The sequence below is a fragment of the Acinetobacter sp. GW821-FHT01E09 genome (assembly GCF_059422385.1).
On sequence record NZ_JBWKWU010000001.1, the window covers coordinates 3552337 to 3569140 of the forward strand.

The following is a 16804-nucleotide window of genomic DNA, read 5'->3' on the forward strand; positions in this document are numbered from 1 at the left end:
TTTAATCATCCAGTCTTATTTCTTCAGGAAATATTCTCATGCCATATTTCATTAAATTAAGTTTAGAAAGCCAATGGCTGTGGGCCATCAGCAGATGTTGTCTTGCGCTTCTATTTCTAAGTTCAGGACTTAGTAAAATTCTTGCTGTAGAAACAGGATTTTTGGAAATGCGGGCGGCTGGTCTAGAGCCTGCATGGTTATTTAATTATGCTTCTGCGTTGATTCTGCTTGTGGGCGCCTATTGTATTTTATTTGAGCGGAATATGTGGTTTGGCACACTGATTCTTTCAGTATTTTTAGCACTGACAATTGTGATTGTGCATCACTTTTGGAACATGACTGGTATTCAAGCCAATATCGCCTTTTACTTTGCACTTGAACATATTTCAGTGATTGGCGGACTTTTAGCGCTGACCATTGCCAGTCATTTTCGACAACAACTCCGCAACCTTGGAGTTGTCGCATGAAAAACAACAAATGGCTTTTTCTAATCGCGATCACTTTAATTCTCGTGGGTGTCGCAATCTATTTTTATTTAAATTCTCGTTCAAGTGAAACGCATCAATCTGGCGCTTATCCTCCAGTCAAAGTGGCCTTGAGTACAGTAGTCGAACAAAATATTCCACAAGTGCTTTCCAGTATTGGTGAGTTGGAAGCAATCCGACAAGTCAAAGTGTCAACAGAAACAACAGGTATGATCAAACAGATTTATTTCCAATCTGGACAAGCTGTTCAACAAGGTCAAATACTGATTCAACTCAATACCGATGTTGAACAAGCTCAATTAGGTCGCTTGCAAGCCAAATTGAAACAAGCCGAAATGGCCTATCACCGCACCAAACTTCTGATTGATAGTCATGCAATTTCACGGGCAGAAATGGATACCGCATTGGCTGATCGAGATATGACGCGTGCAGAAATCCAACAGCTACAAGCCAGCATAAAACAGAAAGCGATTCGCGCACCCTTTTCTGGTGTCATGGGAATACGCCAAGTACATCAAGGACAATATTTAGAGGCAGGCACTGGTATTGCTAATCTGGTCGACTTTCGACAAATTCTTGCCAATTTCACATTGGATGAACAATTGGCATCAAGGTTAAAAATCGGACAATCTGTACAACTCAAAATTGATGCATTTCCTGCAAAGTCCTTTACAGCTGTGGTAAGTGCAATCGAACCGCTGATCACAACATCGCGAACTGTGCAGGGGCAAGCAATTTTAAATAACCATGATCAACAGTTAAAACCGGGCATGTATGCCAAATTAGACATCCAAGAATCTGAACTTCCAAGCTTGGTCGTTCCTGAAACTGCAATTACCTATACAGCTTATGGCAATACTGTCTTCCTTGCAAAACAAGACCAGAACAAGCTTATTGTGCAACGTGTGGCTGTAGTGCTCGGTGAGCGCCATCAAGCCAAAGTTGTAGTCAAATCTGGGCTCAAAGCAGGTGATCAAGTTGTTGTATCAGGGCAACTTAAATTAAGTGAGGGTATGCAAGTTGAGCCGACCGTAAATACACTTGAGCATCCCCAATCTTCCTCGATCAAGCCCAAAGTCTAGGGAGATAAGCGAATGAAATTTACTGACCTTTTTGTAAAACGCCCAGTATTGGCCTTGGTCGTCAGCACCTTGATCTTGCTGGCGGGCTTGTTTTCCCTGAATAAACTGCCTATCCGACAGTACCCTTTACTTGAAACTTCAACGATAAGTATCAATACAGAATATCCCGGTGCATCTGCTGAGCTTATGCAAGGTTTTGTCACCCAACCCATTGCTCAAGCAGTGTCTTCGGTGGAAGGCATCGACTATCTCAGTTCTTCTACTGTACAGGGTCGCAGTGCTGTAACGTTACGCATGCAATTAAATCGAGACTCAACCCAAGCCTTAACAGAGGTGATGGCAAAGGTTAATCAAGTCCGTTACAAACTACCAGAACAGGCATTTGATCCAGTCATTGAACGTTCTTCAGGTGAATCTACCGATGTTGCCTATATCGGATTTTCTAGCGAACAACTGTCCTTGGCTGAATTAACAGATTATTTGTCTAGAGTGGTAGAACCCATGCTGTCTACAATTGATGGCGTTGCTAAGGTACAGACCTATGGCAGTCAGCGTTTGGCTATGCGGATTTGGTTGGATGCCGATCGTTTGGCCAGTCGTGGTGTAACTGCCGCCGATGTCGCCAATGCGATCCGTCAAAATAACTATCAAGCCGCACCGGGGCAGGTCAAAGGCGAATTAGTGGTTTCAAATGTCAATGTTTCTACAGATCTCACCAGTATTCAGGACTTTAAAAATCTGGTGATACGCAATGATGCTCAAAATCTAATTCGTCTACAAGATGTGGCAACAGTTGAACTTGGCGCTGCTTCGACAGAAACAAGTGCCACTATGGATGGTAAGCCTGCAATTTTTGTCGGTCTACAAGCGACGCCTACAGGTAACCCGTTAGTGATCGTACAGGGAATTAAAGATAAATTACCTGAGATCAAAAAGACTTTACCACCGGGGGTTACAGTCAATCTTGCCTATGAAACAGCCCGTTTTATTGATGCCTCTATTGATGAAGTTTTACATACTTTTATCGAAGCGCTGATTATTGTTATTGCTGTGATCTATCTGTGTTTAGGTTCTTTACGTAGTGTCTTGATTCCTGTAGTGACAATTCCATTGTCAATGTTAGGTGCCTTGGGTTTAATGCTGTTATGTGGCTTTAGTATCAATTTACTCACACTTTTAGCCATGGTACTCGCCATAGGCTTGGTTGTAGATGATGCAATCGTGGTGGTTGAAAATGTCCATCGGCATATTGAAGAAGGTGCATCCCCTGTTGCAGCAGCTTTGATCGGGGCACGAGAAGTCGCAGGCCCAGTAATTGCAATGACCATTACACTGGCCGCAGTGTATGCTCCGATTGGTTTAATGGGTGGATTGACTGGCTCATTATTCAAAGAGTTTGCCTTTACTTTAGCGGGCGCAGTTTTAGTTTCAGGGATTATTGCCTTAACCCTGTCTCCTGTTATGAGTTCATTTCTGCTTCAATCCAAACAGCAGGAAGGTAAAATGGCAAAAGCAGCCGAATGGTTCTTTGAACATTTGACCCAGCTTTACAGTAAATTGCTCAATTTTTCCTTACATCATCGTTGGATCACAGTGGTTTTTGCGATCGCTATTTTTATTAGCCTTCCATTGCTTTACCAACTTCCTCAAAAAGAATTGGCGCCCAATGAAGATCAAGCCAGTGTATTGGCAGCCATCAAAGCACCACAACATGCCAATCTCAATTATGCTGAACACTTTAATCAAAAACTTGACGAAATCTTCTGGACTTTCCCCGAAACCAGCACTACGTGGATTATTAATGGTACAGATGGGCCTGCATCAAGTTTTGGTGGGACAACCCTTTCAACATGGTCTGAGCGAATGCATTCTGCGGATGAAATTCAACAGCAACTTCAAGCCAAAGTCGGTGATGTAGAAGGCAGCAGTATTTTTGTATTCCAAAATCCTGCGCTTCCCGGTTCAACAGGTGGATTACCCGTACAAATGGTGTTGCGTAGTGCACAAGACTATTCAACTATTTATCAAGCGATGCAGAGCATCAAGCAAAAAGCCCGTGAAAGTGGCCTTTTTGTGGTGGTCGACAGTGATCTCGACTTTAATAACCCCGTGATTCGAATCGAGGTTGATCGGGCCAAAGCCAATAGTCTGGGTATTCGTATGCAAGATATCGGTGAAGCCTTGGCGACATTGGTTGGTGAGAATTATATCAATCGTTTCAGTATGCAAGGTCGTGCCTATGATGTGATTCCGCAAAGCATCAATACACAACGTTTGACAGCTCAAGCACTGACACGACAGTTTATTCGTACCGACCAAGGCACACTGATTCCCTTATCGACTGTGGTGAGTCTAAGTGAACAGGTAGAACCCAATAAACTCACTCAATTTAATCAACAAAACGCTGCAACTTTTCAGGCAATCCCCGCCGCTGGGGTTTCCTTAGGTCAAGCTTTAAGTTTTCTGGAACAGGCTGCATCTGAGTTACCGACTGGATTTAGTTATGACTGGCAAGCCGATGCACGTCAGTATGTACAGGAAGGTAACGCTTTGATGTTTGCATTTTTAGCCGCGCTGATTGTGATTTATCTGGTTTTAGCCGCTCAATATGAAAGCCTAATGGATCCATTTATTATTTTAATTACGGTTCCGCTGTCGATCTGTGGCGCATTAATCCCCTTGGCTTTTGGACTTGCCACAGTCAATATCTACACTCAGATTGGTTTAGTCACACTGATTGGACTAATTAGTAAGCATGGTATTTTAATGGTTGAGTTTGCCAATGAATTGCAAGTTCATGAAGGTTTAGATCGGCGAGCGGCCATTTTAAAAGCTGCTCAAATTCGTTTACGTCCAATTCTGATGACCACGGCGGCAATGGTGTTTGGGTTGATTCCTCTCCTTTTTGCCACAGGCGCTGGCGCACATAGTCGCTTTGGTCTAGGGCTTGTAATTGTCTGTGGTATGTTGATCGGGACCTTCTTTACGCTTTTTGTCTTACCCACCATTTATAGTCTGTTGGCTCGTCAACACAATCAAGACATTCACTCTAGCCGTTTACAAGAGCTACAACAGAATGACCAACAGGCGCAAAAATCATGACATTGAGTGGGCTGAACGGCCAGCATGCTGCTGTCTAAGCTTCTGTGTATGATCAGATCGCTTGAATATAATTTTTTGATGATAAAGTTCTATAGCTATAGAACTTTATCAACTTTTTAGTGCGTGATTCTAACCACTGATTTAGAGCTACTGATTTAGAGCGACTGATTTTTCACTACTTTGTTCACTCATATTTTTACAGTTGGGTTTTGCCGATTTGATTGTTTTATGCTTTTAGAATCTCATTTCGAACCCTGCTTTGATGGTACGGCCGGGAATCGGCATACCGATCACTGTACCAGGGTCAAAGTTATAACGATTGGTTAAGTTATCAACATTAAACGAGAGATTTAGATTTGGATTCAGTTTATAACTCGCAAAAATATCAACTAAGGTTTCCGAAGAAATTTCGGTCACCGCACGACCACTCACACCAGTACCCTGTAACCAACCTTTAGGATTTTTCTTTTCAGAATGATATCTGGCACGTACCCCCACATTGAGTTTATTTTCAAACAAACTCTTGCCTAAGCTAATATTAAAAAGTTTACGTGGTGGCAAGCGTGTTGAAATCAGACTCCAAGAATCTCCGACCTCATTACAATCATCTTTCGTCGCTGGGCATACTTTCGGTGCTTGATATAAAGTTCCGTTCATGTTCACAAAGAAACTCGGATGCTGATAAGCAAGATTAAACTCTAAACCTTTCAATACAACTTGCTCATAATTTAGGAAAGTATATGAGGTGGTATAAGGCAAAATAAAATCAGGCGTAATCTCATTAACAATATCTTTACGTTGGACCCCTTGGGTAAGGAAATTTTGAGTTTGATTACGGAAATAATTGATATTGAATTTTAACTGATCTGCTTCAGTGAATACGTTATCGTTGTGCCCAATAAAACCAAACTCAACAAGACGAGAATTCTCTGATTTAATCGGCAAATCTGGATCATAACTAAAGGTTTGTTTGGAAACTGTCGATTCAAACAAACTTGGACTGCGGTACATATTGGAGAGTTTTGCATAGACATCAATACCATTCAGCAACTGATAATTCAGCTGCGCCATCCAGTCGATCTTTCCGTCATAATCTCGAAGCGCATAGCCTTTGTCATTTAAATCTGAATTGGCGACCGGTCTCATTGCGACATACTGGTCTCCATAATCCTTAACTTTTGCCTTATGCCATTTACTGCCTAAACTCAGGGTAAAATCTTTAAAGATATAATCGCCATTGAGAAATAAAGAGGATTCTTGACGTAATCCATCACGTGCGATTTCAGTATCAATAAGATTTTGTGGCTTCATCCGTTGCTCGTCATATGTCAGACCATAATTCAAGGTTAAAGCATCAATTTTACTGGTGTTTTCTAAATTAATCCCACTACGATAGTCCTGAAAACTTCCCCAGTATTGGTCGCCATAATGTGAATTGGCTACGCCAAGCATGCCATTGTGTTGGCGATATTTGGCATTGGTATGCCAAACCCCTAACTCCAAATCAAACCACTGATTATTCTTAGGCTTATAGGTGTAGTTGGCACTGAATGCATTAATCGCTGCGGTTCCAAGGGACCATTGTGGCATGGTATATGCGCCCTCTATATATTTGGGTAGAACATAATCACCATCGATGTATCCCCAAGGTGGAGAGTTGGGATCAATCACTTGCGATCTATTCCAATAAAAAGCCATGACCTCACCCGCTTTTTGCATATGGCGGCGCATGTTCACTTCAACACGATGTTCATCTGTGATATTCATGCCTGCTTTGATAATGCCTGAATCACTTTTATAACTGGTGTTTACCACCTCTTGACCAGGCCCAACATCAACAATATCTCGTGCTTCATAATAATCAATGCCATGTCTTCCAGCATAGTAATTACCGACTTCCCGTTTACTATAAGCAGCGACCAGATCGAATACATCATTTCGATAAGCGGCAGCGATCGTGCCAGCGCCATTTTGGAAATTATGGGATGACAGTTTATTACGAAGCAGATAAGACATCTGTTCACGCTCATTATCTGAGATCTGTGGTGTTTTGTTATTGTTATAGAAGCTGCCTTTTAGCATGACACCCGATTGACGATTAGGCAGCAAAATATCATTTGCACTGAGTGTACGCATTTTCACGATTCCGCCAATACCGCCCACACTAAATTTCGCTCGCGATGCGCCTTTTTCGACTTCAATCTGACTAATCAAATCCATATCGATATAAGTTCGGTCACTCTCTCCTTGATAGCCTCGAAAGGTATGACTGGATTGTAGGCTACCATCAATAATTACTGGGACACGCCCCTCACCTTGCACCCCACGAATACCAATATCAATTGCACCTGCTTCGTTACGTAGGCTATTGACTTGTACGCCAGCGATATCAGAAAACACATCGCCATTCCCCGTGCCTCTAAATCGGCTAATGTGTTCACGATTCAGCTGTGTTGTATTGACCTTTTGTTTTTGTTGTACAGCATTGACTTTAATCTGAGGAAGCGTGACAACATCACTGTCTGTCTTATTGAAAAGCGAAGTGTTATTTAACAGAGTGCTTGTATTTGCAATCGCAGTGTTTTTCTCTATATTCGGTTTAGCTGAGCCAGATTTAGCGATTAAGACATATGTCGAGCCTTGCTGCTCTACCCGATAAGGATGATCTGCAAGCAAGTAATCGAAGCCTTGTTTTACACTATAACGCCCAGTAATTCCTTTGCTTTTTAGCCCTTTTAAAATATTTGCATCATAACTTAAGGCAATACCTGACTGTGCTGCAAAACTTGATAACACATAGCCCAACTGATTCTCTGAAATTTGATAATATTTTTCTGGCGCTTTTTTCGCTGCCATTGAAACATTGGGATTAATTTGTGCATAAACACCACTGATGCAAAAGCACTGTATTAACATGGCCAGAGTTTGTTTTTTAAACTTCATAGGAACGCCCACACTTGTGAATGATTTTCATTTTCAATAATCATTACCCAGTGAATTGTTAAAACATGACATGAAAATTTATATTTTTTCTGGTCTGGTCCAAATCCAGATCAACCCAATCAGCAAAATGACCAACAGGCTAAGTTTTAAGTGCAGATGCAGTGAAGACACGATTAACATTGTCGTACCGAATAAAATACTCAATGTCATCATCCATTTACGTGAACGCGAAATCTGTTTAAAACCGCCACTATACTGTGCGAGCAACATTGCCATATAACGATTTTGATGTAACCAACGATGCAAGCGTGCTGAACCTTTTGAGGCAAAAATCGTTGCCAAAAAGAGAAAATCAAAAGTTGGGATCCCCGGCAATACAATGCCCACCACAGCGAGAATAAGACATAAAATTGCCAAGATGACACAGATCACACGCAGCACTGAGGATGAATGTAAATTTGCGGATGGCGTTACCGGCAAAGACGCTAACAGCGTTAAGTCTTTGCCTTGTGTGTGATTGCTGACAGAAGACACTTTCTTCATGTTGAATGAATGTCTTTTAATAATGCGCCAAAATAATCAAAGGCTTGTTGAGCAGCGTAAATGACGCGATCTTGCTCATCTTGAGTAAAGTCAGCCTGATCAAGTTCCTCAATAAAGTGTTTCCAGACTTTGGCCCGCCCTTCTGGATAAGCAGCTAAATTTCTCGCAGCAAAATCTGCGGAAAACCCCAAACTTTGTTGGGCTTGTTTAAATAAGAATGCTGCACCTAGCGTCGAACCTTCCGATACATAGATCCAACCCAGCGCTTCAGGAAAGCCGATCGTTTCAGTAACCAAGGCCAACGACTCTGGTTCGATCTGAAGATCTTGTAGATCTAAGCAAGCCGCTTGTGAACGCCCACGAATATCCAAATCTGAAATCAAGGCTGCAACCTTGGGATGTTGAAATAAATATTCGACATTTTTTTGAAAATAATACTGTGACAAAGTAAATTTTGCATAATGCGCTGCGTCTTTAAATACTTGGGCTTTTTCCATTAATTGGTGCATATATTCATGTTGACTGGCTGTCTCTGCTTTTAAACGAGATGCAAGGCGGTTGAGTGTGAATGAAGTGTTCATCAATTTTCTCCAGTTTGTTTGGTTTAACTGTATTACCCGCCTAGTCTTTAAAAACTGACATCATTTCTTAATTATTTTTACTTTTCCGATTTTCAGCTTTAGGTTGAATGCTCAACACACGATCCCCAAAATAACGTTCTACTTTGATTGGATAGCTGAATTGCAATGCTGTTTGTAAGGTGTCAAAGTCATTGACTGGATATGAACCTGAAACTTTTAACGACTTCAATTGAGGGTCAATGTCGATATATTGGTGTTGATAGCGCCCAATCTCTTGAAGCAATTTTTCCAACGGCATTTCAAAAGCCATGACCATGTGGTTTTTCCATGCCAATATATTCGGATCTAAACTTTGTAATGCTTTAAAATTGCGATCATCAAAGCAGAGCTGCTCACCGGCATGGACAATTTTTGTGTGTTTGGACTGATTCAGACTGACTTTCACTGCGCTTTCTATGACGCCTAGACAGGTTTGCTTTTCACTGTTGTTGAAATACTGAACATTAAATACAGTGCCAAGCGCTTGCAGATTTGCCGATTCAGTTTCGACTAAGAATGGGCGATAAGCATGATTTTTTTCTTTGGCCGTACGTATTTGTATTTCGCCATAATGTAATTTTACAATACGTTGTTGCGCTGTATAACGCACGTCCAAAGCCGTATGGGTATTTAATTGAAGTTGTGTCCCATCTTCCAGCTCAAGCTGTTTTTGCTGACCCACCGCAGTACGATAATCCGATAACCATATATAGCGATAATCCGAGTTCCATAGCATGACACTGCCAAAACACAGTAAACAGGCAAGCACCAGTTGTTTGTTTAAATTAAATTGGGCATTTTTTTTGCCTTGCTGAATCAGTTGCTGCCCATCTTCGGGAAATTCCTCAAGGCTATACAATAAGCGCTCGGCTTTAGACCATGCAGCTTGATGGTGAGAACTTTGCTGTTTCCATTGTTCAAATTCAAACTGTTCAGTTTCATTTAGTGGTGCCTGTTGGATTTTAATGATCCATTGCGCTGTTTCTCGATAAATTTGATCATGCAACATGCAGGCATTAATCCATAACAGCTAAACATTGGCTCAGTACTGAGACCAGATCACGCATCACGGTGCGGGTAGAAATATTTAAGCGTGTTGCAATTTCCTGTTGAGTTAACCCTTCTAATTGTGACCAAATAAAGACCTGTTGCTGGCGCTCAGGCAATTGATTGAGTAATTGATTAATCAAACATAAAGATTCAATTGCAGATATTTTTTGCTCAGGTGTAATTTCATCATATTCAGGTCTACTTGAAAGTGCCTCTAAATAGGCTTTTTCAATCGATTTGCGTTGATACCAATTAATCAAGATTCCCTTGGCAACTGTGGTTAAAATTGCACGCGGCTGATCAAAATACAATTCATCTTTACGCTTTAAGATACGCAGAAAAGTATCATGGGCTAAATCAGCAGCATCCTCACTATGGTTGAGGCGACGTTTTAACCATTGATATAACCAAGAATGGTGATGACGGTATAGTGTGCTAATAGGATCAGACATGTTTAAAGAGAATGAGAATTATTAGCAATATCTTAGCAAAAAAATAAACAAAATGAGAGCTCAGTTTGCCCTTTTAATTGAATTTTTTAATTAATCAAACTAATCTATATGACTGCGCAACATACTCGAATGGGATATATTGTAATTCTAAAAGAACATTTAATTTTAGATTATTATAATTCTATCAAAAGCTTATCGCTTTTAAATAAAAAATTTCTCGATCATCCTCAAGATGACCGAGAAACTGTTTATCACTTATTGACTATAATTTATTGACTGATGGCTTGATCCATATTTTTAGCAAATTGTTGAATATCACTGGCTTGAATTGTTGTTTTACCCTTGCCAATCACTTGAAATTGTTGCGCTGCAGTTTCCTGCATTTTGACCTTACCTGTTGCGATATTAGCATCAAAACGTTGCATAAACTCATCCACATATTCCTTCTCAGTGACAATATGATCACCATTCGCATCGGTTGCAAAATATTGCTTGTCACGCGCTGTTAGATAATCTCCAAGCGTTACATAGTTTTTCCCTTGACCATATTGGCTAATGAATTCGTTGATGTTGCTTGGCATCGGCATTGAAATTGGTAGTTTCACACGGAATCCATCATGCGTTGCATTACTATTGCCTGCTAATTTGGCATCTTCTGCATTTACTAAACCATCCAAGTTTTTATCAAACTCATTAAATGTTTTTAAACCCGTCTCCTGAAACTCTTTTAAGGTCAGTTTCTGGTCTTTATTATTATCGAGAATGCCATAACGTACATGCGCCTGTTTTTCTGACATTTCACGGCGCTGTTTAAGTAATGGCTCTAAACGGGCTTGCTCATATTGAACAAACTGCACTTGATTGACTTTTTTATTCGCCTTAAACAATTCGGCATAGTCCTGAGTATATTGCTTAATTAAAGTGCTACTGTTCTGCTCTTTATTATTAGGATGATAAAGCACATATAATGCATATGCCTGTTGATAAGCATTGGATTGATCGACTGTAGCAGCAACCGCTGATCCAGCAGTTGCCATTGCAGTTAAACTGGTCATCCATAGCGCCAATTTTTTCATGTTCGTTTCCTTGGAGGTGAATATTTGTTGAATTAAAAAATTCTTTCCATTTTGCTATTTAAAAAATCAATATTTAAATTCGATACTTGCCACAACATTACGTCCTGGTTCAGCAGCACGATCGATTACACTAGCCTGATTCGCCCCTGTAATTGTTCCCACAGCAGCATAATCCCAATAGGTCTTATCAAAGATGTTATTCAATGCCACGTTCAGCTTGGCAAACTTGGTCACATTCCAATATGCGGATAAGTCAAATACGGTATAACCTGCCACATTCTGATATTTGATATCATCCTGATAAGAACTGACATCTCGCGTTGCCATCCTTCCACCAACAGCAGTTGCGGTCATACCTAAGCCAAAGACTTTATTTGGATCATCATAAGCAAAGGTAAAGCTGCCTTTTTCTGGCTGAACAGAATTTACACCACTTTTTCCGCCATTTTTATTTTTTGCCGAGCCTTTGGTTTTGCCTGCAACAAGTGCAAGACTATAGCCATCTGAGTTTGGAATAAACTGACCTAAGTCAATTCGTGTTGAAAGCTCTCCACCCCAGATCTGTGCATTAGCTAAGTTTTCTGCGCGATAGTAGCCAAAAGGATATTGAGGCGTATTGCCATAGTTAAAGTAGTCGATAAAATCTTTATATTTGCTGTAGAAACCTGTCAAATCAAATTTAATCCCTTCAATTGAGGTGTTTCTTAAACCCACTTCGAAAGCATCACTGGTTTCTTTTTTTAAGTTCGAATTACCAACCACAATATAAGCAGGATTAGCTAACATTGTTTGATAAATCCCGCCAATTTCAGTTGGCGATGGAATACGATTGCCTCTTGAATATTTTAAATAGCTATAATTATCTGGGGTAAACTGATAACTTGCAGAAAAACTTGGCGAAACATAATTATAGTCTTTGGCCTGTATATCACGATAAGAGGTAATTTCAGGTCTAAACTCTTGACGCTCAAAACGAACCGCTGGAGTTAGAGTTAAATCTCGTCCCAATACATCCAATCGGATATCATCAGCAACATAAACAGAGTAACGCTTTAATTCAGAATTTAATAAATAACTACCTTGATATATGCTTGTAATTGGAACGCCATTACGAAGATCTAATTTAGTACTTGCGTAATCTTTCTTGTCTGCTGTGATGCCATATTTAAGCTTTTGGTTTGTAAGTTCTTTGCTTGCTTCAATTTTTATCCCAGTATTTTTCTCTTTATAAGTGGTTGAAAAATCACGCGTAACCGTCGCACTATTCATAAATGAAGTATCAGTATCATTGTTCGATTCCTGATACCATATTTTACTGTTTAATTTATCAAAGAGCACAAAGTCATTTGGTCGATAAATATGATCAATACTCAATTGTGTTCGATCTATATCTTGGTGTTGTTTTGCATCACTTTTAAAATTAGAGAATAAATCGGCTGCAATATTATCTGTATCAGACTTTTTCTTATAATAATCCGCAGTAAAATTTAGTTGGTGTTGGTCAGATACATTCCACAATAAACGGGTAAGCACTGCATCCGAGGTCCAATCTGTTGGAAAAGCTGCCGTTTTTGAGTTTGGTTTAGTTTCACTCCCTTCACGATGCGCATAAGCCACAAGTGCTTTGAGATCATCATTGCCAACAGCACCTGTCACAGAACTTAACCATGCACTGTCCGCAGAGCTATAACCTGCTTTTAATGTTCCAGCGACTGTTTTGCCATCTACTAAATAATCTTCTGGTGATTTGTTTTTAAAAGAAACTCGACCGCCTATACCATCTGTCGACACATCGGTAGTTCCTGAAACAATATCGACACTGGTAAACATCTCTGGTTCGATATAATCCCGACCAGCACCGCGCTTGCTCATGCTTTTAGGTGGTACATATGTACTTACTGTTGCCTCGGCTAAATCTACCCCATCTACATCTAAACCAATTCGATTTGCATCTATACCACGGATGTTATAGCTACTGGTGCCAGTACCATCAAAAAATGTTCCACTTCCTCCAACGGAGAATGGTGCATTGACCAAAGGCAAATATTTCACAATACCTGCCATATCGGTTACACCCGTCTTATCCATGTTTTCTCGATTGATTGAAGTTCGAGAAACAGGTGCATCATTTTTATATTCGGCATAGACCGTAATCGTCGTCAAAGCATTCTCGTTCTTTTCCGATTTACGCTTTTCGGAATTATTCTCTTCTGCATAGCCTACCGAAGTGATGCTTGCTGTCATTAACGCAAGCAAACATAATGACAAATAACGTGGTTTTAAAACCGCAGTATCGGGCTTGGCTATATTATATAGCGCAGTAGGGTTTAAATTCATGAGGGAGAAACCTTATTAAATGATATTAATCATCATTAAATGTGTATATTTCAGCTCATCCAGTATCTTCAAATCGGGAGTGAAAACATGGATTACAAATATACACATACAACCAAACAAATGAGAATAATAATCAATAACAATATCATTTACAATAACAATGTTGCTAGATGTAGTTTTAAGCATCAACAAAACCAATCAAGATATTGAAAAATAATAAATATTTATAATTACACTTCACTTTCTTATAAAAGTTTGAATATGATTTTGTGGGGATGATATGTATTCTGGATGATCTTATTGCCTTAAACTTCGTATATTTTGTTGTTTTTGTCTTTTACAACATCACTTTCAGTTTAGCTTTTCTCACCCCAATTCCCCTATTTTTTAATATAAAAACTTATTATATATTTCCTTTTTATTTCTCGTTATATTTAGGTTCTTTTAATTGTTTATTCTGATTGGCGTTATTAAAATATAAACACTTAAATATTAACCATAATAATCAAGTTTTATAAAAGTTCTAACATAGATAAATATTAATTTTTACGTTTTAGCATAAAATTGATTTGGTTAAATTTATTCAAGGCTTACGAAGCTTTTTCTAGGGTTTAGGCATTTTCATTGATGCCCTATTTCTGATTTTACTCGTGATTTTAGCCAGTCACTAAATGCTTTAACTTTAGGTAATTCATTATTTTTCAATGACGTAATATAGTAATGCTGATCGCATTTTAAATACATATTTTTAAATGGCATTACCAGCTCACCACTTTCTAAGTCTTTTTCTACTAATTTTTTACGTCCCATGGTTATACCCAAGTGATTTTTAGCAGCAATCAAAGCCAGATCAGACCGGTCAAAACTCATCTCTGAAGAATGCTCCATATTTACATTAAAATATTGCGTCCAACTGTTCCATTCATCTGCGCCTGTGCCGTTACTCCATGCTTGGCAGTCATGCAGCAATGTACAATTTTTTAAGTTGTCTAGATGATCGTAGAGGTTAAATTTTTCAGCATACGCAGGACTACATACGGGAATAATATATTCGTCCATTAAATGCTGATAATTCAACTGAAAAGACGGTTGATTGTCAAAATAAAGCGCAATATCAATTCCGCTACGTTGAAAATTTACATCCTCATTACCGGTTAAAACTGAAAGTTGGATCAATGGATAGCGTCGGATGAAATCAGGCAATTGGGGCACTAACCAACACTGAGCAATCGATGGTCTTGCATAAATCGTGAGCGAGCCAACAAGTTGCTGATTTTGTAATGCCTTAATTTCAACATTTAACGAGTCTAATGAAAATTGTAAAGCAGCTAAAATGCGCGTTCCTTCTGTGGTTAACTTTACTTTACGATGCAAACGTAAAAACAATTTGATATTAAGTTCTTTTTCTAACAAATTAATTTGGTGACTTACCGCACTTGGGGTTAAAGACAATTCTTCAGCAGCAAGTGCAAAAGACTCATGTCTAGCCGCAACTTCAAATGTATACAGTTTTGAGAGTTGAAAACCGGTTAGATTTTTGTGTGCGTTGGTCATGCGTTTTTCCTTTTTGCTGAAACAAAATGATTGATCACATGCTTCTTGCTGTCCTATGCCCATATAAATAACGTATAAATCATTTAAAAATCAAAATTTATTTAGGATTTATTTTTCAAGTGAATTATTTTAACCCGTAGATCAAATATGATCGTTTGACGGATTTCTCTGGTTTAACTTCAATAGACAAAGAACAACTTTTGTCACAGAGATATATGGTATGGAAACCAATTTCGTGGATGTCGGTATATTATTAACCAGTATCGGGTTAATAATTTTCACTATTTTAAAATTTAAACTGCATCCCTTTTTAGCTTTGCTTCTGGCAAGCTTCTTTGTCGGTGTAGCAATGAAGATGCCATTACTGGATATGGTCAATGCAATTGAAAATGGGATTGGAAGCACCTTGGGTTTCCTTGCCACAGTCATTGCACTGGGTACCATTCTCGGCAAAATGATGGAAATCTCTGGCGCTGCTGAACGTATCGCCCTGTCTTTGCAACGGTGTCACTGGATATCCAGTGATGTGGTCATGGTGCTGATTGGGCTATTTTGTGGCATCACTTTATTTGTAGAAGTTGGTGTGGTGTTATTAATTCCCTTGGCTTTTTCTATAGCGCAGCATACCAAAACCTCTTTGTTTAAATTGGCGATTCCATTATGCACAGCATTAATGGCTGTACATTGTGTGGTACCGCCACACCCTGCCGCACTTTATGTCACCAATAAACTAGGGGCTGATGTCGGTACCGTGATTATTTTTGGCTTAATGGTGGGTTTAGCAGCCGCACTGGTTGGTGGCCCACTGTTTTTAAAATTAGTTGGTCAACGTTTACCGTTTAAAGCAGTACCTGTCGAGTTTTCAAAGCTTACCTTAAAAGAAGAACATAGCTTACCCTCTTTAAAAATCACCTTATTTACGGTATTTCTTCCAATCGGATTAATGTTAATCAAAACTGTGGCTGAATTAAATAGTCATACATCCACTCAGCTTTCACACATTTTAGGCTTTATCGGCAATCCGATCACCGCCATGTTTATTGCGGTATTTGTTGCCTACTACACCCTTGGTCTACGCCGTAATATGCAGATGGGAAGCTTATTAAAAGCCACAGAAGACTCATTTTCTTCAATTGCCAACATCTTATTTATCATTGGGGCTGGTGGTGCATTTAACAGTATTTTAAAAGCCAGTGGTTTAGCTGACTCAATGGCTGTCACGCTTTCCCACTTGCATATGCATCCAATTTTACTCGCTTGGTTGGTTGCGCTGATTTTACATGCAGCTGTAGGCTCTGCCACTGTTGCAATGATGGGTGCAACTGCAATCGTAGCGCCAATGTTACCGCTCTATCCGGATATTAGTCCTGAAATCATGGCGATTGCGATTGGTTCAGGTGCCATCGGTTTTACCATTGTGACCGACTCTCTATTTTGGTTAGTCAAACAATACTGTGGTGCTACATTAAACGAAACCTTTAAATACTATACCTCTGCAACTTTCCTTGCCTCGCTCACCGCATTGGGCTGCACCTTCCTGCTTTCTCATTTTATTTAAGC

12 protein-coding genes are annotated in these 16804 nt (G+C 39.6%); 4 read left to right on the forward strand and 8 right to left on the reverse strand.

Annotation, left to right across the window (positions count from 1 at the left end; genetic code table 11):
- Positions 1–38 precede the first annotated feature (38 nt).
- From AC07U8_RS16240 to AC07U8_RS16250, 3 genes are read left to right on the forward strand one after another with little or no spacing between them, the layout of a single operon-like run.
- Entirely contained in the window at positions 39–467 is a 429-nt protein-coding gene (locus AC07U8_RS16240; protein ID WP_270384933.1) for a DoxX family protein, read from the forward strand.
- Complete coding sequence (locus AC07U8_RS16245) at positions 464–1567, forward strand: efflux RND transporter periplasmic adaptor subunit (protein ID WP_494738270.1); 1104 nt, start codon at positions 464–466, stop codon at positions 1565–1567. The genes AC07U8_RS16240 and AC07U8_RS16245 overlap by 4 nt, the downstream gene beginning before the upstream one ends.
- Positions 1568–1579: 12 nt before the next feature.
- Entirely contained in the window at positions 1580–4669 is a 3090-nt protein-coding gene (locus AC07U8_RS16250) for a MexW/MexI family multidrug efflux RND transporter permease subunit (RefSeq protein ID WP_494738271.1), read from the forward strand.
- A 234-nt stretch (positions 4670–4903) separates the two neighbouring features.
- On the opposite strand, the gene AC07U8_RS16255 is transcribed toward AC07U8_RS16250, so the two are convergent.
- The 8 genes from AC07U8_RS16255 to dsdC form a co-directional block, all read right to left on the reverse strand.
- Entirely contained in the window at positions 4904–7612 is a 2709-nt protein-coding gene (locus tag AC07U8_RS16255) for a TonB-dependent receptor (protein WP_494738272.1), read from the reverse strand.
- Between the two features lie 78 nt (positions 7613–7690).
- Complete coding sequence (locus tag AC07U8_RS16260; RefSeq protein ID WP_494738273.1) at positions 7691–8155, reverse strand: YbaN family protein; 465 nt, start codon at positions 8153–8155, stop codon at positions 7691–7693.
- Positions 8152–8736, reverse strand: a complete 585-nt coding sequence (locus tag AC07U8_RS16265; RefSeq protein ID WP_494738274.1) for a biliverdin-producing heme oxygenase — start codon at positions 8734–8736, stop codon at positions 8152–8154. Before AC07U8_RS16265 ends, AC07U8_RS16260 begins: the two co-directional genes overlap by 4 nt.
- 67 nt (positions 8737–8803) lie before the next feature.
- The gene (locus tag AC07U8_RS16270) at positions 8804–9784 is read right to left on the reverse strand and encodes a FecR domain-containing protein (protein ID WP_494738275.1); all 981 of its coding nucleotides are present in this window, start codon (positions 9782–9784) and stop codon (positions 8804–8806) included.
- A 7-nt stretch (positions 9785–9791) separates the two neighbouring features.
- Complete coding sequence (locus AC07U8_RS16275) at positions 9792–10277, reverse strand: sigma-70 family RNA polymerase sigma factor (RefSeq protein ID WP_004717675.1); 486 nt, start codon at positions 10275–10277, stop codon at positions 9792–9794.
- A gap of 269 nt (positions 10278–10546) precedes the next feature.
- The gene (locus AC07U8_RS16280; RefSeq protein ID WP_004823491.1) at positions 10547–11353 is read right to left on the reverse strand and encodes a hypothetical protein; all 807 of its coding nucleotides are present in this window, start codon (positions 11351–11353) and stop codon (positions 10547–10549) included.
- Positions 11354–11419: 66 nt separating this feature from the next.
- The gene (locus AC07U8_RS16285; protein ID WP_494738276.1) at positions 11420–13690 is read right to left on the reverse strand and encodes a TonB-dependent receptor domain-containing protein; all 2271 of its coding nucleotides are present in this window, start codon (positions 13688–13690) and stop codon (positions 11420–11422) included.
- 621 nt (positions 13691–14311) lie between these two features.
- Entirely contained in the window at positions 14312–15244 is a 933-nt protein-coding gene (gene dsdC, locus AC07U8_RS16290; protein WP_494738277.1) for a DNA-binding transcriptional regulator DsdC, read from the reverse strand.
- A 220-nt stretch (positions 15245–15464) separates the two neighbouring features.
- On the opposite strand from dsdC, the gene dsdX reads away from it, so the two are divergent.
- The gene (gene dsdX, locus AC07U8_RS16295) at positions 15465–16802 is read left to right on the forward strand and encodes a D-serine transporter DsdX (protein ID WP_151802885.1); all 1338 of its coding nucleotides are present in this window, start codon (positions 15465–15467) and stop codon (positions 16800–16802) included.
- The last annotated feature ends 2 nt before the right edge of the window (positions 16803–16804 follow it).